Origin of the sequence: Massilia sp., assembly GCF_032106685.1 — a bacterium.
Lineage (GTDB): Bacteria > Pseudomonadota > Gammaproteobacteria > Burkholderiales > Burkholderiaceae_D > Telluria.
On record NZ_DAMCPG010000001.1, the window covers coordinates 94,697 to 117,497 of the forward strand.

At 66.0% G+C, this 22,801-nt stretch carries 17 protein-coding genes and 1 tRNA gene; 10 read left to right on the top strand and 8 right to left on the bottom strand.

Going from position 1 to position 22,801, the window contains the following annotated elements; genetic code table 11:
- Nucleotides 1-110 precede the first annotated feature (110 nt).
- From RT688_RS00415 to RT688_RS00445, 7 genes are all read left to right on the top strand, one after another.
- Nucleotides 111-1,325, top strand: a complete 1,215-nt coding sequence (locus RT688_RS00415) for a DegT/DnrJ/EryC1/StrS aminotransferase family protein (protein WP_313702882.1) — start codon at nucleotides 111-113, stop codon at nucleotides 1,323-1,325.
- The gene (locus RT688_RS00420) at nucleotides 1,322-2,368 is read left to right on the top strand and encodes a GNAT family N-acetyltransferase (RefSeq protein WP_313702883.1); all 1,047 of its coding nucleotides are present in this window, start codon (nucleotides 1,322-1,324) and stop codon (nucleotides 2,366-2,368) included. The genes RT688_RS00415 and RT688_RS00420 overlap by 4 nt, the downstream gene beginning before the upstream one ends.
- Nucleotides 2,365-2,613: an acyl carrier protein gene (locus tag RT688_RS00425; RefSeq protein WP_312549687.1), complete on the top strand. Its 249-nt coding sequence runs from the start codon at nucleotides 2,365-2,367 to the stop codon at nucleotides 2,611-2,613. The genes RT688_RS00420 and RT688_RS00425 overlap by 4 nt, the downstream gene beginning before the upstream one ends.
- A 17-nt stretch (nucleotides 2,614-2,630) precedes the next feature.
- Nucleotides 2,631-3,470, top strand: a complete 840-nt coding sequence (locus RT688_RS00430; RefSeq protein WP_313702884.1) for a hydrolase 2, exosortase A system-associated — start codon at nucleotides 2,631-2,633, stop codon at nucleotides 3,468-3,470.
- A complete protein-coding gene (locus RT688_RS00435) occupies nucleotides 3,463-4,326 on the top strand; it encodes a hydrolase 1, exosortase A system-associated (protein ID WP_313702885.1) in 864 nt (287 codons plus the stop codon). Before RT688_RS00430 ends, RT688_RS00435 begins: the two co-directional genes overlap by 8 nt.
- Nucleotides 4,327-4,474: 148 nt before the next feature.
- Nucleotides 4,475-5,761 (top strand): hypothetical protein, encoded by a 1,287-nt coding sequence (locus RT688_RS00440; protein WP_313702886.1) that lies wholly within the window; start codon nucleotides 4,475-4,477, stop codon nucleotides 5,759-5,761.
- A complete protein-coding gene (locus RT688_RS00445; protein WP_313702887.1) occupies nucleotides 5,754-6,677 on the top strand; it encodes an AAC(3) family N-acetyltransferase in 924 nt (307 codons plus the stop codon). The genes RT688_RS00440 and RT688_RS00445 overlap by 8 nt, the downstream gene beginning before the upstream one ends.
- Nucleotides 6,678-6,680: 3 nt before the next feature.
- Here the strand turns inward: RT688_RS00445 and RT688_RS00450 are convergent, their stop codons facing one another.
- The 6 genes from RT688_RS00450 to RT688_RS00475 all read right to left on the bottom strand — a co-directional run bounded on the left by RT688_RS00450 (nucleotide 6,681) and on the right by RT688_RS00475 (nucleotide 15,522).
- The gene (locus tag RT688_RS00450; protein WP_313702888.1) at nucleotides 6,681-8,102 is read right to left on the bottom strand and encodes a right-handed parallel beta-helix repeat-containing protein; all 1,422 of its coding nucleotides are present in this window, start codon (nucleotides 8,100-8,102) and stop codon (nucleotides 6,681-6,683) included.
- Nucleotides 8,099-9,460, bottom strand: a complete 1,362-nt coding sequence (gene prsR, locus RT688_RS00455; protein WP_313702889.1) for a PEP-CTERM-box response regulator transcription factor — start codon at nucleotides 9,458-9,460, stop codon at nucleotides 8,099-8,101. The genes RT688_RS00450 and prsR overlap by 4 nt, the downstream gene beginning before the upstream one ends.
- 13 nt (nucleotides 9,461-9,473) lie before the next feature.
- Nucleotides 9,474-11,555 (bottom strand): XrtA/PEP-CTERM system histidine kinase PrsK, encoded by a 2,082-nt coding sequence (prsK, locus tag RT688_RS00460; protein WP_313702890.1) that lies wholly within the window; start codon nucleotides 11,553-11,555, stop codon nucleotides 9,474-9,476.
- 90 nt (nucleotides 11,556-11,645) lie between these two features.
- On the bottom strand, nucleotides 11,646-13,049 hold the full coding sequence (locus RT688_RS00465; protein WP_313702891.1) for a TIGR03013 family XrtA/PEP-CTERM system glycosyltransferase: 1,404 nt from the start codon (nucleotides 13,047-13,049) through the stop codon (nucleotides 11,646-11,648).
- A gap of 31 nt (nucleotides 13,050-13,080) precedes the next feature.
- The gene (locus RT688_RS00470) at nucleotides 13,081-14,133 is read right to left on the bottom strand and encodes an SDR family oxidoreductase (protein WP_313702892.1); all 1,053 of its coding nucleotides are present in this window, start codon (nucleotides 14,131-14,133) and stop codon (nucleotides 13,081-13,083) included.
- 99 nt (nucleotides 14,134-14,232) lie between these two features.
- On the bottom strand, nucleotides 14,233-15,522 hold the full coding sequence (locus RT688_RS00475) for a nucleotide sugar dehydrogenase (RefSeq protein ID WP_313702893.1): 1,290 nt from the start codon (nucleotides 15,520-15,522) through the stop codon (nucleotides 14,233-14,235).
- A gap of 481 nt (nucleotides 15,523-16,003) precedes the next feature.
- Here RT688_RS00475 and RT688_RS00480 point away from each other — a divergent pair, with 481 nt between their 5' ends.
- Nucleotides 16,004-17,077, top strand: a complete 1,074-nt coding sequence (locus RT688_RS00480) for a GNAT family N-acetyltransferase (RefSeq protein ID WP_313702894.1) — start codon at nucleotides 16,004-16,006, stop codon at nucleotides 17,075-17,077.
- Nucleotides 17,078-17,158: 81 nt separating this feature from the next.
- Here the strand turns inward: RT688_RS00480 and RT688_RS00485 are convergent, their stop codons facing one another.
- Together RT688_RS00485 and RT688_RS00490 are read right to left on the bottom strand one after the other, a co-directional pair.
- Nucleotides 17,159-18,850, bottom strand: coding sequence for a hypothetical protein (locus tag RT688_RS00485; RefSeq protein ID WP_313702895.1), 1,692 nt, complete (start codon nucleotides 18,848-18,850; stop codon nucleotides 17,159-17,161).
- 73 nt (nucleotides 18,851-18,923) lie between these two features.
- Nucleotides 18,924-18,999, bottom strand: a tRNA-Arg gene (locus RT688_RS00490).
- Between the two features lie 201 nt (nucleotides 19,000-19,200).
- On the opposite strand from RT688_RS00490, the gene RT688_RS00495 reads away from it, so the two are divergent.
- Together RT688_RS00495 and RT688_RS00500 are read left to right on the top strand one after the other, a co-directional pair.
- The gene (locus tag RT688_RS00495) at nucleotides 19,201-20,124 is read left to right on the top strand and encodes a c-type cytochrome (RefSeq protein WP_313702896.1); all 924 of its coding nucleotides are present in this window, start codon (nucleotides 19,201-19,203) and stop codon (nucleotides 20,122-20,124) included.
- Between the two features lie 359 nt (nucleotides 20,125-20,483).
- Nucleotides 20,484-22,754 carry a hypothetical protein gene (locus tag RT688_RS00500; RefSeq protein ID WP_313702897.1) on the top strand — a complete coding sequence of 757 codons (2,271 nt, stop codon included), beginning with the start codon at nucleotides 20,484-20,486 and terminating at the stop codon, nucleotides 22,752-22,754.
- The last annotated feature ends 47 nt before the right edge of the window (nucleotides 22,755-22,801 follow it).

Sequence of the window (22,801 nt, forward strand, 5' to 3'; positions counted from 1 at the left end):
GCCGCGCAGCCCGCAATCTTAACAGCTTGCAGCTTTTGACCGCAGCACGCCATTTGGTTTTCCGACATGTCTCGTGGCAAATTTTTCAACACCCGGTTTATACTGGTCCAATGCTTGCGTATTCGCCCTCCACCGCGTCTTCCACCGCGTCTCCCGCCGCCGGTCCCGCGATTCCCCTTGCGCCGGTGCTGTCCGCTGCGTCGTTTCGCCGTGCACCGGGTACGCGCGCGCACACCGTGCTCGACGCCGGGGCATACCGGCTGGTGACGAGCGGGCGCGTGGCGATTGCCCTGGCCCTGCGCGAGCTGGGCGTCCAGGCCGGCGACACGGTGCTGGTGCCGGCCTACCACAGCCCCTCGATGATCCCGCCGGTGCTGTGGCGCGGCGCCACGCCCGTGTTCTATCGCGTGACGGCAAACGCCGGCGTCGACCTCGACGACCTGGCGGCCAGGATCGGCCCGGAGACGCGCGCCGTGATGGTGACCCACTATTTCGGCTTCCCTCAAGACCTCGCCCCGGTCCGCGCCCTGTGCGACGCACGCGGGATCGCCCTGGTCGAGGACTGCGCCCACGCCTTCATCGGCGAGCATGAGGGCCGCCCCCTGGGCAGCTGGGGCGATTATGCGATTGCCAGCAGCATGAAATTTTTACCGATCTACGAAGGCGGCGCCCTGGTATCCAGCCGCCACGATTTGAAGAACCTGACCCTGCGCTCGGCCGGCGCCGGCTTCGAGGCCAAGGTCGCATTGAACTCCCTGGAACGGGGCTTTGCCTACGGCCGCCTGCCGGCCGTGCGCGCCGCCCTCTGGCTGCCGCTGCGCGCCAAAGCCGCGCTCTGGGGCATGCTCAAGCGTGGACGCAAGACTGCCGCCCCGGCGCTGGCGCCCGCTTCCTCGGACAGCAGCTTCGATTTCGACCCGCGCTGGCTCGACAAGCGCTCATCCCTGTTTTCCCAAGCGGTGCTGAAAGCGGCGTCGCCGTCGCGCATCCAGGCGCTGCGGCGCCGCAATTACGGGCGCCTGGACGAGGCCCTGCGCGGCCTGCCCGGCCTGCGCGCCCTGCATCCGCGCTTGCCGGACGGCGCCTGCCCCTGGGTCTTCCCCCTGCTGGTGGACGAGCCGGAAGCCCTGTTCCAGCGCCTGAAGGCGCGCGGCGTGCCGCTGACGCGCTTCGCTTATCCGCTGTGGCAGGGCGTGGACGACGCCACCTGCCCGAACGCGGCGATGCTGTCGCGCCGCGTGTTGTCGCTGCCTTGCCACCAGGAGCTGCGCGAGGACGAACTCGACTGGATCATCGCGGCCGTGCGCAAGGAGGCGAGCGTATGAGCTGGAGCACCGTGCCCGCGCGCGAATTCGCGCGCCATGCCGATGCCTGGGCCGCCCTGCATGCCCAGGGCCCGGCAACGAGCCTGCTGGCCCTCGATTTCGTCGCGCCCCTGGTCGAACAGTTCGGTCGCCCGGGCGACCTGCTCGCCATCGAGAAGAAGGGCACAGCCGTGCGCGCGATGGCGATCGTGCGCGCGACCCGGCGCGGCGCCTGGGCCACCTTCCAGCCGGCGCAGGCGCCGCTCGGCCTGTGGCTGCAGCAGCCGGGCCTGGACACCGAGGCGCTGGCGCGCAGCCTGCTGGGCGCCCTGCCCGGCTTCCCGCTGATCTTCGCGCTGACGCAAATGGACCCGATGCTGATGCCGCGCCCGCTCGACGGCGCCTGCGTGCGTACCCTCGACTACATCGACACCGCGCGCGTGACCTTGTCTGGTTCCTTCGAGGACTACTGGGCCCAGCGCGGCAAGAACCTGCGCGGCAACCTCAAGAAGCAGCGCGCGCGCCTGGAACGCGAGGGCGTCGTCACGCGCCTGCAGGTCGACCGCACCCCGGAAGCGATGGCGCAGGCGGTGGAAGACTACGGCCGCCTGGAAAGCTCGGGCTGGAAGGCGGACAAGGGCACGGCGGTGCACGCCGGGAATGCCCAGGGCCGCTACTACCGCGCCATGCTCGAAGCGCTGGCCCGCCGCAACGCCGCCAGCGTTTACCGTTATTATTTCGGCGAGCAGCTGGTCGCGATGGACCTGTGCGTCGAGGACGAGGCCAGCATCGTGGTGCTGAAGACCAGCTACGACGAGAGCGTGCCCAGTAACCTGTCGCCCACGCTCCTGATGCGCGAGGAAGCCTGCCGCCGCCTGTTCGACGAGGGACGCTTCGCGCGGCTCGAGTTCTACGGCCGCGTGATGGAATGGCACCTGCGCTGGACGGACGAGGTACGCACTATGTACCATGTCAACTATTACCGCTGGCCGGGGCTGCGCCGCCTGCACGCCCTGCTCGAATCGCGCACCCGCCCGGCACCAACACCGACGACGAGCTTATGAAGTACCTTGAAGAAGTCAAAACCCTCCTGATCGACGTGCTCAACCTGGGCCCGGCCGGCCAGGCCCTGGATGCCGATTCGCCGCTGCTGGGCAGCCTGCCCGAGCTGGACTCGATGGCCGTGGTCACCCTGATCGGCGCGCTCGACGAGCATTTCGGCATCGCCATCGACGACGACGACATCAGCGCCAGCACCTTCGCGACGCTCGGCAGCCTGGCCCGGTTCGTGGCCGAGCGCGCCGAATAACGCTGCTCGACGCCGCCATGACGCCGCCCGGCCACGCCCCCGCCGACGCCTTTTTCCTCGACACGCCCGACGGCCCGCGCTTCTGCCTGTTCCATGCGCCGGTCGGCGAATGCCGCGGCGCGCTGGTCTACATCCACCCGTTCGCCGAGGAGATGAACCGTTCGCGCCGCATGGCCGCGCTGCAGGCGCGCGCCCTGGCCGCGCAGGGCATCGGCGTACTGCTGCTCGACCTGCACGGCTGCGGCGACAGCGCGGGCGACTTCGGCGACGCTTCCTGGGACGGCTGGCTGCGCGACATCGCGGCGGCGCGCGCCTGGATCGAGGACAAGCTGGGGCGCGGCGCCGGCCTGTGGGGCCTGCGCCTGGGCGCCCTGCTGGCGGTCGCGCACGCCCAGCGCGCCCCGAATCCGCCCGAACGCCTGCTGCTGTGGCAACCGGTCACCCTCGGTTCCGGCTACCTGAACCAGTTCCTGCGCCTGCGCCTGGCGGGCGAACTGCTCCAGGGCGGCAGCGACAGCGGCGGCACCGAAGCGCTGCGGGCAAGCCTGAAAGCCGGCGAATCGCTGGAGATCGCCGGCTATGCGCTGTCGCCGACGCTGGCCGACGGCATCGACGCGGCCGACGCGCGCGCGCTGGCGCCGCGCTGCCCGATCCACTGGTGCGAAGTCGTCGCCGCGCCCGGCCGGCCGCTGCCGCCGGCGGCGGCGCGCGTGGTCGATACCTGGAAACTGCAGGGCAGCCGGGTCGAGGTGCACCTGGCCGAAGGCCCGCAGTTCTGGGCCGCGCCGGAGACGGTCGACTGCCCCAACCTGATCGCGGCCACCAGCGCCGCCCTCACCCTTTCCGCCCATGCCTGAAGAACGCGCCCTATCCTTCGCCTGCCGCGGCGCCTGGCTGTACGGCATCGTCAGCCTGCCGGCGGCGCCGCATCCGCGCGGCGTCCTGATCGTGGTCGGCGGCCCGCAGTACCGCGCCGGCAGCCACCGCCAGTTCACCCTGCTCGCGCGCGACCTGGCCGCCGCCGGGATTCCCGCGATGCGCTTCGACTACCGCGGCATGGGCGACAGCGAGGGAGACCTGCGCAACTTCGAGAACGTCGAGGACGACCTGCGCGCGGCGATCGACCGCTTTTTCGCGGAAGTGCCCGGCATGAAGGAAGTGGTGCTGTGGGGCCTGTGCGACGGCGCCTCGGCGGCGGCGATGTACGCGCCGCAGGATGCGCGCGTGGGCGGCCTGGTGCTGCTCAACCCCTGGGTCCGCACCGAGGAAGGCGCGGCGCGCGCCACCATCAAGCATTACTACCGCGCGCGCCTGTTCGACGCGCGCCTGTGGAAGAAGATCGCCGGCGGCCAGTTCAATGTGAAGGCCTCGCTGCGCTCGCTGTGGCGCGACCTTGGCAAGGCGTTCCGGCCGCGCCCCGCACCCGCATCCGCCGGCGCCGGCAGTTCCGCCGGCACCGATACGCCCCTGCCCGAGCGCATGCAGGCGGCGCTGACCCGTTTCGGCGGGCGCGTACTGGTGGTGCTCAGCGGCGCCGACCTGACGGCCCAGGAATTCGCCGACCTGTCCGCGCGCCCCGGCGCCTGGCAGCGCCTGCTGGCGACACCGCGCTTCACGAAGCAGAAAATCGACAAGGCCGACCATACCTTCTCGCGCCGCCCCTGGCAGGACCAGGTGTCGAACTGGACCCGCGACTGGCTGCGTTCCTGGTAAGCGCAGCGCTGTTGCGTACTTACACTTCATCACTATCTTAACTAAAAAATATATTTTTAAAATGTATTTTTGGTAAGTGGCTCATGGCAGAATAGCCTACTGGGATGCCCGTGCCGGCTCAAGGCACTAACCGCATGCGAGGACGCCAGTGCTAAAACTACTAAAATCGGTCAAGAACCAGTTTTCCCCGCAACCAGCGCTGACGGCCCTCGCCCAGAGCGAGCTCAAGGCGGACATGCAGGGCCTGCCGGCGCACGATCCCGGCCCCGAAGCCGTGATCGCCCGCTGCACCACATGGTTATGCATGGCGCAGGACAAGTCGGCGTCGAACGATGGCGGCGTGGCGCGCGACTTCTCGCTGCAAAGTGGCTGGGCCACGTCCTATCCCGAAACCACCGGCTACATCATCCCGACCATGATCGCCATGGCGCACCGCAACGGCGACGCCGGCCTGCACGCGCGCGCGCGGCGCATGCTGGACTGGTGCGTGGCGATCCAGTTCGCCGAAGGCGGCTTCCAGGGCGGGAAGATCGACGCCAAGCCGCGCGTCCCGGTCACCTTCAACACGGGCCAGATCCTGCTCGGGCTGGCGGCCGGCGCCGCCGAATACGGCGATGCGCGCTACCTCGACGCGATGCACCGCGCGGCCGCCTGGCTGCGCGACAGCCTGGACGCCGACGGCTGCTGGCGCAAGTTCGGCACGCCATTCGCCAAGCCGGGCGAAAAGGCCTACGAAACCCACGTGTCGTGGGGGCTGTTCGAGGCCGAGCGCGTCGCCCCCGGCCACGGCTACGGCGCCGCCGGCCTGCGCCAGGTGGAGTGGGCGCTCACCAAGCAGCAGCCGAACGGCTGGTTCGCCTCGAACTGCCTGACCGACGCCGACCATCCCCTGACCCATACCATCGGCTACGTGCTGCGCGGCGTGATCGAGGGCCAGCTGCTGTCCGGCCGCGCCGACCTGCTGGAAGCCGCGGTGCGCACCGCCAACGGCCTGCTCGGGGCAATCGACAAGGACGGCTACCTGGCCGGGCGCCTGGACCGCCATTTCGGCGCCGCCGCGAATTACGTCTGCCTGACCGGCTCGGTGCAGATCGCGCACTGCTACTTCCTGCTGCATCGCCTGACCGGCGACGCCCGCTACCTGGCCGCCGGCCGCACCCTGAACGCCTTCGTGCGCCGCACCGTGCGCCTCGATGGCCCCGGCGACGCGGCCGGCGGCATCAAGGGCTCGTTCCCGGTGGATGGCGCCTACGGCCAGTGGCAATACCTGAACTGGGCCGCCAAGTTCTGCATCGACGCCAACCTGCTGGAAGTCGAGCTGACGGCGGCCGTACTGGCGAAGGTCGAGCTGGCAAAGGCCGGACTGGCATCGGTCCACCTGGCCCAGGCCGAACCGGCGCAAGCCACGCTGGCAGGCAGCGTCAGCGATGCTTAAGCCGCTCAAGAACATCGTCAAGGCCGTCCTGGAAAGTACGCGCCGGCGCCGCAACGAACAGCAGATCCGCCGCTCGAGCCGGCTCGTCACGCGCGCCGAACTGGTGCGCGACCTGGCGCGCCTGGGCATCGCGCGCGGCGACACGCTGTTCGTGCACTCGTCGCTGAAAAGCCTGGGCTATGTCGAGGGCGGCGCAGCGGCGGTGGTCGGCGCCCTGCAGGACGCCGTCGGGCCGGAAGGCACCCTCCTGGTGCCGACCTATTACCTGCCGGCCGGCACCGTCAAGGCCGCCTGCGAGATGGAAGGCTATGTGTTCGACCCGAACCGCCACGGCACCAACATGGGCCGGCTTCCCGAGACCTTCCTGACCCAGGCGGCGACCCACCGCAGCGTGCACCCGACCCATTCCGTGTCGGCCTGGGGCAAGCATGCGCAATACCTGACCGAGGGCCACCACCAGGCGCCCTCGATCTTCGGCGAGGGTTCGCCCTGGCAGCGCTTCGTCGGCCTCGAGAACGCCAAGGTGCTCGGCTTGGGCGTGTCGATGGGGCCGGTGACCTTCTACCACGTGGTCGAGGATGCGCTCGGCGACGCCTTCCCGGAACCGGTCTGGGACGAGCGCACCTACCGTATCCCCTGCCTGGACCGCGACGGCCGGCGCTGGGAAGTGCCGGTGCGGCCCTTTGCCCGCGCGGTGGCGGCGCGCCGCATCGACTACGCGGCGCGCGAGGACCTGCGCGACTACTTCCGCCGCGAATTCGAGCGCGCCGGATTGCGCGTGAACGGCCAGGTCGGCGACGCCGAGGCCTGGTTCATCCCAGCCCAGGGTTTCTTCGACCACCTGCAAGGCCTCGCCGCCGACGGCATCACCATCTATTCGACGCCCGAACAGCTCGCCGCCAGGCCGCTGGCGTAAAACTCACTGGCCTGCGCCGGCCCGGCAGGCGGAAAAATCCTCGAAAGCGCCGTAGCTTGCCGGCGCGCCGCGCGCCGCACCGCACAGGTCCGGGCCCGTAGCGGACCCGCCGCGGCGCGGCGCCTCGCCGCGCCAGCGCAGGTCCAGCCGGCCCGGATCGGCGAACAGCGCGCGTTGCGGATGGCGGCCCAGATACAGCTGCCAGATCGGCGTATGGAGATTCTCGCCCAGGCGTACGGCGCCGCCCTCGTCGCCGCGGATCGGGCCATCGACCAGGTTGCCGTCCAATGTGGCGCCGCTTTGCGGGAAACGCACCTGTACCCCGGCCGTGTCGAGCAGGGTGTTGTCGACGATGCGGGTGCCGGCCGCGCTGTTCAAATAGATGCCCACGTCGGAACAGCCGGCGACCAGGTTGGCGCGCATGACACCCTCGTCGTGCTCGGTGATGCATTGGCGGTCGCGGCAATATTTTTTTCCCGTGCCGCCGCCGCCGAACGACAGGCCGATGCGCTGGCCGCGTTCGCCCCGTAAAGCCTGCTCGCACAGCACCACGTTGCGCTCGAAGACGGTGCGCTGGGCGCCGCCCTTGGCGAAGGCGCCGTAGCTGGTCCCGTCGCCACCGCGCTTGACGAAGTCGCGGATCAGGTTGGTGCGCACGATCCAGTCGCTGGCGCCGACCAGGTCGACCGGCGTCACCGGCCGCGACGTGCGGCGTGGGCCGCCGTTGGACAGGGTGTTCGATTCGATCAGGCCGTGGTCCGGGAACACGCCTTTCTGGCCGTTGATCTTGAAATGGGCGTTGAAGTCACGGATCGTGTTGTTGCGGGCGACGAAATGATGGGCCCGGCCGACCACGTGGAAGGCGTGCTGGCAGTTGTCGTCGTAGCGGCAGGCGCCGCGGATGTCGAGGTTCTCGAAGCGCCAGTAGGGCGCCGACACCGCGAACCCTTCGCTGCTGTTGAAGGCGATCGTCACCGTGCCCGGATGCTCGGCACGCACCACGATCGGCGCATCCGCAAGACCGGGGCGGCTGGCGAAAATCGTGCCCTTGATCGCATAGCTGCCGGGCAAGAAGGTGATCAGGTCGCCCGGCACGGCGCTGGCGAAGGCGCGGCGTGCTTCCTCGCCGCTGGCGACCCGCCGCTCGTTGCCGCCGGCGGTCGCGAGCGCGGCCGGCTGGGCGCCGACCGCCAGCGGCGGCAGCGCGTAGCCCTGCCCCGCTCCGCGGTCGAGACGCAGCAGCATGCCGGCGGCAACCCGTCCCGTGCCTTCGATCAGGTCGTTGTGCCCGCTCGTGCGGTGCAGCAGGTAAGGCGCGAGGGCGCGCGGCGTGGCGCCCTGCGACTGCAAGTACGCGAGGCCGGCGGCGGCGGCGCCGAGTCCGAGCAGCGCCAGCAAGGCCAGCGCGCCGACGGCACGCTTCACGTACCGGTCTTGATGTTGTGGCGGCCCATCAAGTCGTACATGGTCGGGCGGCTGATGCCGAGGATCTCGGACGCCTTGACGATGTTGCCGTCGACCCGGGCCAGGGCCTTGATGATGGCCTTGTACTCGGCCTCGTCGCGCACCTGGCGCAGGTTGATCGGCTCTTCTTCCAGCCCCTCGCCCGGCAGGCCGAGGTCGTCGGCGACAATGGTGTTCCCGTCGGCCATGATGACGGCGCGCTTGATGCAGTTTTCCATCTCGCGCACGTTCCCCGGCCAGGCATAACCCTCGATCGCCGCGATCGCGTCCGGCGCGAAGTGCAGCGTGCCGCGCGATTCCTGGGCGCAGAATTTATTCTTGAAGTGGTGCGCCAGCAGGGCGGCGTCGCCTTCGCGCTCGCGCAGCGGCGGGATCGTCACCACGATCTCGGACAGGCGGTAGTACAAGTCCTCGCGGAAGCGGCCGGTGGCGCACAATTCCTTCAGCTTCTGGTGGGTCGCGCAGACGATGCGCACGTCGACCGGGATCTCCTCGTGGCCGCCGATGCGCTCGATCACGCGCTCCTGCAGGAAGCGCAGCAGCTTGGCCTGCAGCGGCATCGGCAAATCGCCCACCTCGTCGAGGAAGAAGGTGCCGCCGTGGGCCAGTTCCACTTTACCCTTGGTCTGCTTGGCGGCGCCGGTGAAGGCGCCCTTCTCGTAGCCGAACAGTTCACTTTCGAGCAGGTTTTCCGGAATGGCCGCGCAGTTGATCGCCATGAAGCGTTCCTTGGCGCGCGGGCTCAAGGCGTGCACGGCGCGCGCCAGCACCTCCTTGCCGGTGCCCGATTCGCCCAGCAGCATGACGGAAGCCGAGGTCGGCGCCACCTTTTCGACGCTGCGGCAGACCTTCAGCATCGCGGGGGCGCGCGAGATCACGCCCGACATCGGCGAATCGGCCTGTTCCCGCTGCATGCGGCGGTTTTCCTGCTGCAGGTTGTGCAGGAAGAAGGCGCGCTGGATCACCAGGTTCAGCACCTCGGGGTCGCACGGCTTCTGGTGGAAATCGTAGGCGCCCAGGCCGATCGCCTTGACGGCGTTGGCATGGTCCTGGTTGCCGGTCAGGACGATCACGCGCGTGTCCGGCGCCAGGGCCAGGATCTGCTGCAGGGTCGCCAGGCCCTCGGTCGAGCCGTCCGGGTCGGGCGGCAGCCCCAGGTCCATGGTCACCACGGCCGGCTCGTGGCGGCGGATCTGCGCCAGCGCCGCTTCGCGGTCGCCGGCGACCACGACTTCATAGGCGTCCAGGCTCCACTTGAGCTGCTTCTGCAGGCCCGGGTCGTCTTCGATGATCAGGAGTTTCGGTTTGTTCTGTGTCACGGTGTTCCTCGCGTCAGGCTGCCCGTTCGACGAGCAGCGCATCCTGCCGGTACAGCGGGAGGATGACTTTGAAAGTAGTGCCGAGCGTTGGCCTGCTGGAGACTTCCAGGCGTCCGCCCAGCTCGTTGATGTATTCGCGGCTCTCGAACACGCCGATGCCCATGCCCGCCGACTTGGTCGACTCGAAAGGCTTGAACAGGCGCTCTCGGATGAATTCCTCGCTCATGCCTTCGCCGGTGTCGACAATCTCGATCTGCACCGCCTCGCCGGCGCGCGCCAGGCGGATCGTCACGCTGCCGTCCTTCGGCGTGGCTTCGATCGCGTTCTGGATCAGGTGGCCCAGCACGCGCTCGAGACGCTCGCGGTCGGCCAGCACGCGCAGGCCGGCGTCGATCACCTCGAGCTGCGGGCGCGGCACGAACGCGGCCTTCTGCGCCATCGCCTGGCGCACCACCGCGTCCACGGCCAGCGGCACCGGCTTTTCCTGGAGGTCGGTGCGGCTCAGCTTCTGCAGCATCAGCTTCATCTTCTGCACCGACAGCGACACCGTTTCCAGCATGTCGGCCTGGAACTCGGGATTGTGCTTGTGCTTCTCGGCGTTGGCGTTCATCAGCGACAGCTGCGAGACCAGGTTCTTCAGGTCGTGCACGACGAAGGTCGACATGCGGTTGAAGGACTCGAACTGGCGCGCCACCATCAGGGCGTTGGCCGCTTCCTGCTGCGCCAGGTAACTGGCGGCCTGGCTGCCGGCGATGTCGAGCAGGTCGATCACTTCCCAATTGAGCTTGATCGGGCTGCGCGCGGTCTGCAGCACCACGAAGCCGAACAGCCTGCTGCCCATCATCAGCGGCACCACCAGCCAGCCGCGCGGGTAGTCGCGCAGCCACTGCGGCAGTTCCAGGCCGTCGTATTTCTCCGGCTCGGTGACGACCTCGCCCAGGTCGATCACCCATTGCGTGCTCTCCAGGAAGCGGCACAGGGCCGAGTCGCCCGGCTCGACCGTGTCGATGCCCGGCACCTGCCAGGCGGCGACCGGTTCGAAGGCGCCGGATTCGCGCCGCTGCCACAACTGCCCGCCGGGACTTTCGACCAGGGCCGCCACCGCCTGGATGGCGCGCTCGCCGAGGTTGTCGCCGCGTTCGGACAGGGTGCGCGTAAAACGCATCCATTCCTCGCGGTAGTCGTAGCCGTAGCTGTAGAAATGCTTGCTGATGAAGACCTTCAGCCAGGCGCGGAAGGTGCCCGAGAACAGGATACCGGCCAGCAGCAGCAAGGCGCCGAACAGGAAGGTCACCTGCATCACGGTGCCCCAGTTGCCGCCGAAGTAGCGCAGGTAGTAGCCGGCCGAGCCCATCGCCAGCAGGTAGATGGCCGAGCCGAACAGCGCCGCCGAATGGAACATGGCGCGGCGCGACACCGCCAGCGGCGAGCTCCAGGACTTGGCGCGCGTCATCGACAGCGCGATCAGGGGCACGGTCAGCGCGTTGACGACGCCGCGCGCGGCCCAGATGTCGGGATCGACCTCGCGGAACAGCATCGCGTGGCTGTACAAATAAAAATCGTAGGCGAACATGCCGCCGATGGCCAGGCAGACGAACTTGATGGCCCAGCGCTCCTGCGCGGTCTTGTTGCGGTAGGCCTGCTCGACCAGCAGCATGCCGCCCACGGCCTGCGCCACGCGCGCCGTCACCGGCAGCACCGAGTCGAGCAGGGCCAGGTCCCAGTGGCCGGCAAAGGCGGCCACCAGCGCCAGCAGGTAGCACACGGCGGCCACGAACAGCACCGGACGCAGGCCGAACGGCAGGCGGCTGCCCGGCTTGTGGTAGTCGCCCAGCAGCACCACCAGGAACAGCGACCAGGCGGCGTTGCGCGCCACTTCGAGCGCGTCGGACAGGTCGGTCCACAGCATGCGGTCGAGCGCGGCCGAGGCCAGCGCGCCGGCCCACAGCGCCGAGGCGACACAGGCCAGGATCAGCACCGGCCCGTAGGCGCGGCTGCGCCAGCCCGCCAGCAGCGGCACGCCCAGGGCCACGAAGCCGAGGGCCGCCAGCCCATGGCTGTAGGCGGCGATACTGGTCAGGGGAACACTATCCATGGATCTCGTACCGGAGGCAGGGTCCGGAAAATGCCTCGTCCCAGCCGCGGCCGGGACAAGACGTTGTACGTACAGTCAGCAAAGAGACGGTCAGCGGCCGCTGCGGAACAACACCACCTTGAGCGTATCGATCAGGATCAGGAAGTCGAGGAACAGGCTGTTGTTCTTCACGTAGTAGAGGTCGTACTGCAGCTTTTGCAGCGCGTCCTCGGCCGAGGAACCGTAGCCGTAGCGCACCTGGGCCCAGCCGGTGATGCCTGGTTTGATGCTGTGGCGGACATTGTAGTATGGGACCACCTCGATCAGCTGCTCGACGAAGTAGGGGCGCTCCGGACGCGGGCCGACGAAGGACATCTCGCCCTTGAACACGTTCAGGATCTGGGGCAGTTCGTCGATCCGGGTCTTGCGCATGAAGTTGCCGAAGCGGGTGACGCGCGGGTCGTTCTGCGCCGCCCACTGCGGCTTGCCGGCCTTCTCGGCGTCGGTGCGCATGCTGCGGAATTTGTGGACGAAGAAGCTCTTGCCGTCCTTGCCCACGCGTTCCTGCGAATAGAAGATCGGGCCGCGGTCTTCCAGCCAGATGGCCAGCGCCGCCAGCAGCATCAGCGGGAAGGTCAGCGCCAGGATCGCGGTGCTGCACACCAGGTCGAAGCTGCGCTTCATGAAGGTGCGCACGAAACTCTGGTCGAAGCCGCCGCCGAACACCAGCCAGCTCGGCTGGATCGAATCGACCCGGATCTGGCAGGTCTCGCGCTCGAAGAAGGTGGCGGCGTCGGTGACTTTCATGCCCTGCAGTTTGCAGTCCAGCAGTTCCTTGATCGGGAAGCCGCCGCGCCGGTTCTGCACCGACACCACGATTTCCTGCACGTTGTACTGGCGCGCCAGCTTGACCAGCGAATCGCCCTCGCGCACCTTCAACAGGCTGTTCTGCGGCACGCACAGTTCCTCGCCGCTGGCGGGAATGAAGCCGGCGACGTCGTAGCGGTGGTAGCGCGCGGCGCGGTCGGCCAGGTCGGCACACTCCTTGGCCAGCGGGCCGCCGCCGAGGAACATGATGCGCGACTGCAGGAAGCGCGCTTCGGAAGTCTTGAAGAAGATCATCCGCGCCAGGTAGATGCCGACCGCCGACAGCGCGAACACCAGCAGCAGGATGCCGCGTCCCAGCGACAGCTCCGGCGCGATGTAGAACACCAGGGTCAGGATCAGGAAGCCCATCACGAACGAGGGCAGCAGCTTCATGAGGAAGGGGTGGCGCAGGCCGTCTTCGAAGTCGAGCTGGTACATGCCCATCGCGCTCATGCTGAACACGATGGCCAGCGCGAACGCGACCGCCGAGGTGAAGAAATGCTCGAGCGGAGGCAGGTTCACGCCATCGCCGATTTCCATGTAACGCAAGGCCACGCCGGCATAGGCGGCGCCGAGCAGCACCAGCACCTCGACGACCAGCAGCACGGAAACGATTTTCGACACGTAGTGGTTAGAGATTCTAAACACGTCAGTCCTCCTGAATTCTTCTTACTTTTTCTTACTCGGATACCACATGCGAACCCTGGCCCTGTAGGTCCTGGACATACCAGTCCATCGCCTGGCGCAGGCCTTCGTCGATCCGGTGCGTGGGCGCATAGCCCAGCAGCGCGGCGGCCTTCCCGATGTCCGCCTGCGAATGGCGCACGTCGCCACGGCGGAAATCGACGTACTGCGGCTGGTGCGTCTCGACGTGCGGGAAGCGTTCCCGCAGCAGCGTGCGCATCATGCCGTACAGCTGGTTCAGGCTGGTGCGCTCGTTGAGCGCCACGTTGTAGACCTGGTTCACCGCTTCGGTGGAGGCCAGCGCCGCCAGCAGATTCGCCTGGACCACGTTGTCGATGTAGCAGAAGTCGCGGCTGGTCTCGCCGTCGCCGTTGATGCGCAGCGGCGCGTTGCGGATCAGCGCGGCCACCCACTGCGGGATCACGGCGGCGTAGGCCCCGTTCGGATCCTGGCGTGGGCCGAACACGTTGAAGTAGCGCAGCCCGATCGATTCCATGCCGTAGGTACGGCCGAACACGTTCGCATACAGCTCGTTGACGTACTTCGTCACCGCATACGGCGAGAGCGGATTGCCGATCACGCCTTCCACCTTCGGCAGGTCCGGATGGTCGCCGTAGGTCGAGCTGGAGGCGGCGTAGACGAAGCGGCGCACTTTTGCGTCACGCGCGGCCACCAGCATGTTGAGGAAGCCGGTGACGTTGGTGGCGTTGGTGGCGATCGGATCGTCGATCGAACGCGAGACCGAGCCCAGCGCGGCCTGGTGCAGCACGAAGTCGACGCCGGCGCAGGCGCGCGCGCAGTCGGCTTCGTTGCGGATATCGCCCTCGATGAAATTAAATTTCATCCAGACGTCGTTCGTGACAGATTCTTTCACCTGCTCGAGGTTGCGGCGATGCCCGGTCGCGAAGTTGTCGAGGCCAGTCACGCGCTGGCCGAGCTTGAGCAGCGCCTCGACCAGGTTCGAGCCGATGAAGCCGGCCGCGCCGGTGACCAGCCAGTGATGGCTGTGCTGGCCCAGATGCTGCCTTACGTCTTGAATCTTATTCACAGTTTTCCGAACACTTTCTCGATTGCGCGATGCGAAAAAACCAGGGGTCCAGGGACGGCAAAGCCGCCGCGCGAGACGGCGGCCCCGGACCGCGGCGCCTTACAGGCGCCAGACGCAGTAGCCCGCTTCCTTCAGCGCTTCCGGATCGAATTGCGACTTGACGTCGATGAAGCAGCCGCCGTCGTTCAGCTTGGACTGGAAGTCGGTCAGCGACAGCGCCAGCACTTCCTTGTGCGGCACGGCGGCGATCAGGGCATCGGCCTTCGGCAGGCTGTCCCAGGATTCCAGCTTGATGCCGTACTCGTGCTCTGCCTCGTCGGCTTCCGCCAGCGGGTCGTAGACGTGGACGTCGACGCCGTAGCTTTCCAGCTCGTGGACGATGTCGGCGACCTTCGAGTTGCGCAGGTCGGGGCAGTTTTCCTTGAAGGTCAGGCCGATGACGTTGACCTTCGCGCCCTTGACCTGGAAGCCCGACGAGATCATCGACTTCACGGTCTTTTCCGCGACAAACTTGGCCATGCCGTCGTTGATGCGGCGGCCCGCCAGGATCACCTGCGGGTGGTAGCCGACCATCTCGGCCTTGTGGGTCAGGTAGTAGGGGTCGACGCCGATGCAGTGGCCACCGACCAGGCCCGGACGGAAGGGCAGGAAGTTCCATTTGGTGCCGGCCGCCTTCAGCACTTCGAGCGTGTCGATGCCGATCTTGTCGAAGATGATCGCCAGTTCGTTCATCAGCGCGATGTTCAGGTCGCGCTGGGTGTTCTCGATGACCTTGGCCGCTTCGGCGACCTTGATGCTCGAGGCGCGGTGCACGCCGGCGGTGATCACCGATTCGTACAGCTGGGCGACGCTTTCCAGGGTCTCGGCGTCGTCGCCCGACACGACCTTCAGGATCGTGGTCAGGGTGTGTTCCTTGTCGCCCGGGTTGATGCGCTCCGGCGAGAAGCCGACGTGGAAGCCTTCTTTCCATTTCATGCCCGAGTGCTGTTCCAGCAGCGGGATGCAGACTTCCTCGGTGGCGCCCGGGTAGACGGTCGATTCGAAGACGACGATCGCGCCCTTCTTCATGTGCTTGCCGACCGTGGTGCTGGCGCCGGCCAGCGGGGTGAAGTCCGGGTTGTGGGCGATGTCGACCGGGGTCGGCACGGCGACCACGACGTAGTCGGCCTGGGCCAGCATCGCCGGGTCGGTCGTTACTTCCAGCTGGCGCGCGGCCTGCAGCTGTTCGGTGGAGACTTCGCCCGTCGGATCAATAAATTTCTTGTAGTTCTCGATTTTGGCGGCCGACAGATCGAAACCGATCGTTCGTACCTTCTTGCCGAATTCCACTGCCAACGGCAGTCCGACGTAACCCAGTCCAACTACCGCGACGACCTGATCTGCTTTCATTATCAGCTTCCGTTATCGAATAAAGTTTTGCTATTATGCTAATTTTTAATATAGCATGGAAACAGGAGGCGCCTCAACTTCGCTACTCCGTTTGTAGAACACCAACAACACGCTTGGTCAACCGATGTTGTATTTGCATCGGGACGCTTCCAATGCTGTCGGTTCCATGCAAGCTTTGGATGACCCCGCCCAAGAAACGCGACCGGTCTGCTTGCTTTTTGCCACGCGATGATGACAGGCGCATGACGCCCCGCTCTGCATCGCGCTGCCTGGGGTGCCGACGGGTCTCACCGTCACGCATTCTGCATGGGCACCGTGCAATATTAGCATTTTCTGAAATACAAGTTCCGTAAGAAAATGAATTGTGCGCACCCCACACTCTTGGCTTGCGCGGCATTAAAAAAGTTGTCAATCGTTTACAATCTGGCGCGAACAATCATGCATTGGTGATAAAAGCCGGTGCACACCGCAGGAGCTGCGCTTGAACGACCTCGAATTCGCCTACCTGAACAACGACTCCCCCGCCAACGACGAGCTCGACGCCTTTGCGCGCGCCCAACCCGGCGCCAGCGCCTACCACCTGGCGGCCTGGCGCCGCGCCGTCGAGACGGCCTATGGTTATCCCGGCCAGGTGCTGGTGGCGCGCCGCGCCGGCGCGATCCAGGGCCTGCTGCCGCTGTCGGCGGTGGCCCGCCCGCTCGGCAAACCGCGCTGGATCTCGCTCCCCTTTTGCGACCTGGGCGGCCCGCTCGCGACCGCGCCGGACATCGCCGAGACATTGGCCGCACGGGCGCGCAAGGACGTCGGCACGGGCGGCGCGACCGGACTCGAACTGCGCTGCTCGGCCCAGGAAGCATTGGAAGAAGCGGCGCTCGAAGGCCGCAAGGTACGCATGCTGCTCGCCTTGCCGGACAGCGCCGCCGGCCTGATGCAGAGCTACCCGCCGAAACTGCGCAGCCAAGTGCGCAAGGCGGAAAAGAATGGACTGACGTCGGAAGTAGTGAGGGGCGCGGCGGCGGTGGCCGAGTTCTACGACGTCTACAGCCGCAACATGCGCCGCCTCGGCAGCCCGCCGCACAGCCGCGGCTGGTTCGACGCGATCCACCGTCATTACAGCGCGGCGGGCGACATGTTCATCGTCATCGTGCGCCACGAAGGCAAGGCCGTCGGCGCCGGCTGGGTGCTGCTGTGCGGCGACCAGGCCGTCATTCCCTGGGCCTCGACCCTGGCCGACTACAACCCGCTGGCGCCCAATATGCTGTTGTATTGGGCGATCCAGTCGCATTTATGCGAAACCGGCGTGCGCCAGTTCGACTTCGGCCGCTCCACCTACGGCGAAGGGACGTATAAATTCAAGAAGCAGTGGGGCGCGGTGCCGGTCGCGCTCGACTGGAAGGAGTGGGATGCGCAAGGGGTTGCCCCCATCGTCGCGCCGGCCACCTCGGGCGGCGCGAAGTCCAGCCTGCGTCCGCTGGTCGAAAGCGCGTGGCAGAAGCTGCCGCTGGCGGTGACCAACAGCCTGGGGCCGCGATTGCGGCGTTACATCACGCTGTGACACCTGCGCTGGGCAGCGCTTCGGGCATTGCCTCGCGCAGCTTGGGCGCTGCGCCCGGATCGACGCAATTTTCTCCAGGCTTTACGGTGTATCGCAGACCTTGGCGTCGACTGGTCCCAGCCGGTTGAACGCGCTGCCAGAGCTGATCAGTTGCAGTTCGACCCGGCGGTCTTTCTCGTGACAGGCGCGCTGGCCCGCCGCATTATTCTTGCCGTCGCATGCGGCATCGTTCGAGCCGATACGGCTATCGATCAAGATTTGTAAGTTATTTTTTGCTTGAAGTCGCTTGACCGTTTCGTCAGTACGCACGTTCTGGTAGACGGTACAGGCGCGCTGACGCGCCAGCATCGCATTGCCCTTGCCCGCATCCGCCATCGGGTCGGCAAAACCCGTCACGACCAGACTGTCCTTGTTCGTGTTCGTGTTCGTGTCCTTGTCCTTGTCCTCGTCCTTGTTCTCGTCCTTGTCATTCTTTTCCGCGGTCGCATAGCTGGACAGGAAACGTTGCACTACCGGCTGAGCCACGGCCCATTGGGCCGATGTCAGCGTCGCCTTCCCGGAATCGAAATAAATCGCTCTGCGTAATTCGATGCAGGACTGCTCGTGCGTGCCTTCGACCTTTTTCACGCCGGCACTATCGAGCTCCACTTTCACTTGACCTGCCTCCGGCGTTTTATTCCCGGAGCTCGCTTGCGCCGGTGTCCTCCGCAGCGCTACGTAGCTGCGCTCTCCGATTCCATGCCAGAGGATGCCAACCTTGCTGACAACATGGCTGTCTTCCTCTACCCGGCAGCTGTACAGTGTCAGGCCTTGTGCGTCAGCGGCAGCCTGCAGGGTGTTCAGGTTAGCCTGGTTCACGACGAGGGTCGCCTGGTCCGACCGGATACCGACGCCATTGAAGACGAAACCCAGCATCTTGCCGCCTTCGCCAAGTACAAATGGCACCATCATGGCGGCAACCAGAATGAGTAATCCAGGCAGGGCGCCATGTGCGCCTGTGCCGGCTTTATCCAGGGCCGATATGCCGATGGCCATCATGGCGCCGCCGGTAAGAATCGCCAGCGCCCACATCAGCGCCACTTTGCTCTCCAAAGGGCTCATCAGCAATGACACGACAAGCGAAACTGCCAGCCACGGCAGCACAAGGCCGACGGCGTTCGCAAATCCATTCGACAAAAACCAGGTAATCAAAAAATAGGACAGCGCACAAATGATGACACCGCCAACGCTGCCCCAAGTCGGCAGCAGCGTGCATGCATCCGCGAGTTCGAATTGTCCCGCCCAATAATCGTGTGCAAAGTACAACATACCCAGCGAACATAGCAACAAACCCATCACGCATGCTGCCTTGTTGAAGTCAGTCCAGGTTGAGGCCGAAGCACGCTTCAATACCCAGGGCACCAAGGTAATAAAACCCAAGCCCGATACAAGTGCCCCAGTGATCGCCATGCCGAGTACAACAAACAGGAAAAACAGCGTATCCCCGACTTGCAAGCCAACCGGAAAAAACTTCACGACGAAGAAACAGTAAACAAACACGCTCACGGTGCCCATTGCCGCGCCCGTTTTCGCAATCAATCCGAAAACGCTCGTTATGTTCTCCAGCTTAAGCTTTTGGAGCTCAGCAACTTTTTTTGCATGGTCCAGGGTCATCATCGTCTCGGCGAATTTATTAAGATAATTATATCTCTGCAATTGTGCCGGGAGGAAATAATCATGACGTGCCATGCAGTCATACGGGACGAAAAAAAAGGCAGCATGAGCTGTACGCATGTGCAGCGCCGCGCCGGCAAGGAAACCGGCAGATGGAGGAGAAACGAAGGGGGATTAAAGCAGGAATGTCAGGTGGTGCGGCTGGCTGGGATCGAACCAGCGACCCTTGGCTTCGGAGGCCAATACTCTATCCACTGAGCTACAGCCGCACGGGAAACTCCTGAGCGATGCGAAGGATACAGTCTTTCGCGCCTGCCGTCCACGGAAAGTGTGGATGCGCTCGCGGACGATGTGCCATAGGGCATTTTTTGGGACTATAATCGCCGATTGGCGGCCTTTGCAAAAATGCATGCAAGATGGGCAAGCGCAAGCGCCGGGTAGCAGGTTTTTTTAATCGCATTAAGGAAATCATGAGCGACGCACACAATGAACAATCGTTTATCCGGACGCCCAAGCAACTCATCGCGGTGGTCGCTGGTTTCTTCCTCGTCATCGTTATCGGCATCATCCTGCTGGTCTCCTTTGTCACGACCGACAAGCTCGAGGGCGCCGGCACGCAAAGCTTGAGCGACGAAGCCGTCGCCGCGCGCCTGCGTCCGGTCGCGGAGGAAGGTTTTACCCTGGTCGACGCCAATGCACCGAAAGTGCTGCAGGCGGGCGACGCCGTGTACACCGCCGTGTGCGCGGCCTGCCACAGCACCGGCGCCGCCGGCGCGCCGAAGACCGGCGTCGCGGGCGACTGGGGCCCGCGCCTGGCCCAGGGCTACGATACCCTGATCAAGCATGCCATCGAAGGCATCCGTGCGATGCCGGCGAAAGGCGGCAATCCGGACCTGGACAACGTCGAGGTCGAACGCGCCGTCGTCTACATGGCCAACCAGAGCGGCGCCAAGTTCAAGGAACCGGCGGTGCCGGCAGCGCCCGCCGCTGGCGCCCAGGCCGAAGTGGCTGCCGCACCGGCCGCCCAGAACGCGGCGACCGCCGCGCCGGTCGCCGGCACCCCGTCGACGCCTGCGCCGGCTGCTGCCGCACCGGCTGCCGCGCCCGCTGCTGCTCCCGCGGCCGCGCCTGCCGTCGCCAGCGCCGACACCGGCAAGACCCTCTACAACAGCGCCTGCGTGGCCTGCCACGGCGCCGGCATCGCCGGCGCGCCGAAGTTCGCCGACAAGGCGGCCTGGGCGCCGCGTATCCAGCAGGGCAACGCCGTGCTGTACGAGCATGCGATCAAGGGCTTCCAGGGCAAGGCCGGCGTGATGCCGCCGAAGGGCGGCGCCAGCGCCCCGGATGCCGACGTCAAGGCCGCGGTCGACTTCATGGTCGCCGCCGCACGCTGAACGACATTGCAAAAGCGACATCCGGTTACAGGCGCCGCGGCCATCCCTGCCGTGGAAACCGCCTGAGCCGGATCAAGCGCCCGGCTTGCAGACCGCCCGAGAGGCGGTTTTTTTATTGCGAATCTTTCGAAAAACGCAATATAAATACAAGCAAGAATCGCTTTCCTACTGAATAATATTCATGAGAAAAGCGCTAACGTTGTGTTGTATTTGGGCGAAATTCTGAACAGGCAGCTTGATTTTGCTGTTCCAGAGTTTTGCTTTGGCGTAACCTTCAGGAATTCCGTGAGGCAATAATTTGTTCCTCACAGTAACTCTCCTGAAGACCTGCCATGACTCTCCCACTCCATACTCATGCAATGCGAATTGCCGCAATCGCGGTATTCGGCAGCACCCTGGCAGCCTGCGGCGGCGGCGGCGGCTCGGGCAGCAACACCAGCCTGGCCAGCTCCAGCGCCTCAGCGCCGGCCCCGGCAACGCCGACCCCGCCGCCTGTCGGCGCGGCCCCGAGCGGCGACCCGACCGTGTCCGTTCCTCCCGAGACCACCGCGCCTGCCGGTCCCACGACCGCGCCGATCTCGGGCACGACGTCCGATCCGATGCCCCTGCCCATCGCCCCGGTGGGCGAGTATGCCGTGTACGGCGTCGTCACCGACGTGCGCATCCAGAACACCGGCAGCGCCTCCCAGGTCAATGCGCCGTTCACCTTCGGTCAGGTCTTCGCGATGGGCGACCTGCCGCGCGGCTATTCGCTAGTCGGCCGCCTCGAAGACGGCACCAGCGTGCCGCTGCAGCTCGACGTCAAGGCCTACCACGCCGACGGTTCGGTACGCCATGCCGTCGTCTCGGCCATCCTGCCGGGCCTGGCCGCGTCCCAGGTGCGCACCCTGGCGCTGATGAAGACCAATGCCCCGATCACCCCGGGCACCCTGTCGCCGAAAGTGCTGCTGTCGAACGGCTTCAGCGCCTCGGTGCACGCCGTCATCAACGGCGTCGAGTATAAGGCGTCTGCCGACGACATGATCAAGAGCGGCTGGAAATACAACACCTGGCTGTCGGGCGCCGTCGCCAACGAATGGCAGGTCTCGGCGCCGCTGCGCAGCACCGACGGCAGCGAGCACCCGCACCTGACGGCGCGCTTCGCGATCCGCTGGTACGACAGCATCAAGAAGGCCCGCGTCGACGTCACCGTGGAAAACAACTGGGCCTACGAGCTCAACCCCAGCAACATCACCTACGACGCCAAGGTCGTGGTGCGCGGCCAGGAAGTCTACGTGAAGCCGGCCATGACCCATCTGCACCACAGCCGCTGGCGCAAGCTGTTCTGGTGGGGCGACGAGCCGCAAGTGCACGTGCGCCACAACAGCGCCTACCTGATCGCCAGCCGCGCGGTGCCGAACTACGACCAGAGCGTGGTCACCCCGGAATCGGCCTTCAAGACCCTGATGTCGAAGTGGACCGGCAGCGCGATCGAGCCGATGGGCGTGGGCCTGGCCAATCCCTACATGCCGAGCACCGGCGGCCGTAACGACCTCGGCATCATGCCGGGTTGGGCAGCGACCTACCTGCTGTCGATGGATCCGCGCGCCAAGACGGTCACGCTGGGCACGGCCGACCTGGCCGGCAGCTGGTCGGCGCACTACCGCGACAAGAACACGGACCGTCCGGTCAGCCTGATCGACTACCCGTACATGACCATGCTCGGCACGAAGGGCGACACCAAGAACCCGGCGACCGGCCAGTACGAGGCCTTCCCGAGCTGCCCGAGCAGCCTGTGCACCACGCCGAACAAGCACGACGCGTCGCACCAGCCGGGCTTCGCCTACCTGCCCTACCTGGTGACCGGCGACTACTACTACCTGGAAGAGCTGCAGTTCTGGGCGATGTACAACGTGTTCCAGTCGAACCCGGGCTACCGCAAGAACATCCAGGGCCTGCTGTACAACGACCAGGTGCGCGGCCAGGCATGGAGCCTGCGTACCCTGGCCGAAGCGGCCTACATCACGCCGGACGACGACCGCCTGAAGTCGCACTTCGCCCGCGTCCTGCAAAGCAACCTGGACTGGTACAACGCGACCTACACCAACAACGTGGCCGCCAACGTGTTCGGCGTGATCGACACCAAGGGCGCGGTGATCTACAACAGCAAGCGCGGTATCGCGCCGTGGCAGGACGACTTCTTCACCTCGGCCGTCGGCCATGCCACCGAACTCGGCTTCGACGATGCCAAGACCCTGCTGGGCTGGAAGGCCAAGGCCCCGGTGCTGCGCATGACCGACCCGGCGATGTGCTGGATCGACGCCTCGCTGTACTCGATGAACATCCGCGATTCGGAAACCAGCCCGATGTACACCACCATGGCCCAGGTTGTTGCCGGCAGCCAGTCGGATGGCTTCCGCGCCCTGGCCTGCGGCAGCGCCGAGATGGCGTCCTTCCTGGGCCTGAAGGTGGGCGAGATGACCGGCTACTCCTCGAGCGTGACCGGCTACCCGTCGAACATGCAGCCGGCCCTGGCCTACGCCGTCGATGCGCGCCTGCCGAATGCCGCCGCCGGCTGGACCAGGTTCATGGCCCGCAGCGTCAAGCCGAACTACGGCAGCAGCCCGCAGTTCGCGATCGTGCCGCGCTAAGCAGTACAGCTAGTAAAAGTAGTAAAGGCAAAAAAGCCCCAGCCGCC

Coding starts and splice junctions, on each gene's coding strand:
- RT688_RS00445 (WP_313702887.1), top strand. CDS start 5,754: ATGCTTAAGCCGCTCAAGAACATCGTCAAGGCCGTCCTGGAAAGTACG.
- RT688_RS00485 (WP_313702895.1), bottom strand. CDS start 18,850: ATGCGTACAGCTCATGCTGCCTTTTTTTTCGTCCCGTATGACTGCATG.
- RT688_RS00415 (WP_313702882.1), top strand. CDS start 111: ATGCTTGCGTATTCGCCCTCCACCGCGTCTTCCACCGCGTCTCCCGCC.
- RT688_RS00500 (WP_313702897.1), top strand. CDS start 20,484: ATGCGAATTGCCGCAATCGCGGTATTCGGCAGCACCCTGGCAGCCTGC.
- RT688_RS00430 (WP_313702884.1), top strand. CDS start 2,631: ATGACGCCGCCCGGCCACGCCCCCGCCGACGCCTTTTTCCTCGACACG.
- prsK (WP_313702890.1), bottom strand. CDS start 11,555: ATGGATAGTGTTCCCCTGACCAGTATCGCCGCCTACAGCCATGGGCTG.
- RT688_RS00495 (WP_313702896.1), top strand. CDS start 19,201: ATGAGCGACGCACACAATGAACAATCGTTTATCCGGACGCCCAAGCAA.
- RT688_RS00475 (WP_313702893.1), bottom strand. CDS start 15,522: ATGAAAGCAGATCAGGTCGTCGCGGTAGTTGGACTGGGTTACGTCGGA.
- RT688_RS00435 (WP_313702885.1), top strand. CDS start 3,463: ATGCCTGAAGAACGCGCCCTATCCTTCGCCTGCCGCGGCGCCTGGCTG.
- RT688_RS00425 (WP_312549687.1), top strand. CDS start 2,365: ATGAAGTACCTTGAAGAAGTCAAAACCCTCCTGATCGACGTGCTCAAC.
- RT688_RS00420 (WP_313702883.1), top strand. CDS start 1,322: ATGAGCTGGAGCACCGTGCCCGCGCGCGAATTCGCGCGCCATGCCGAT.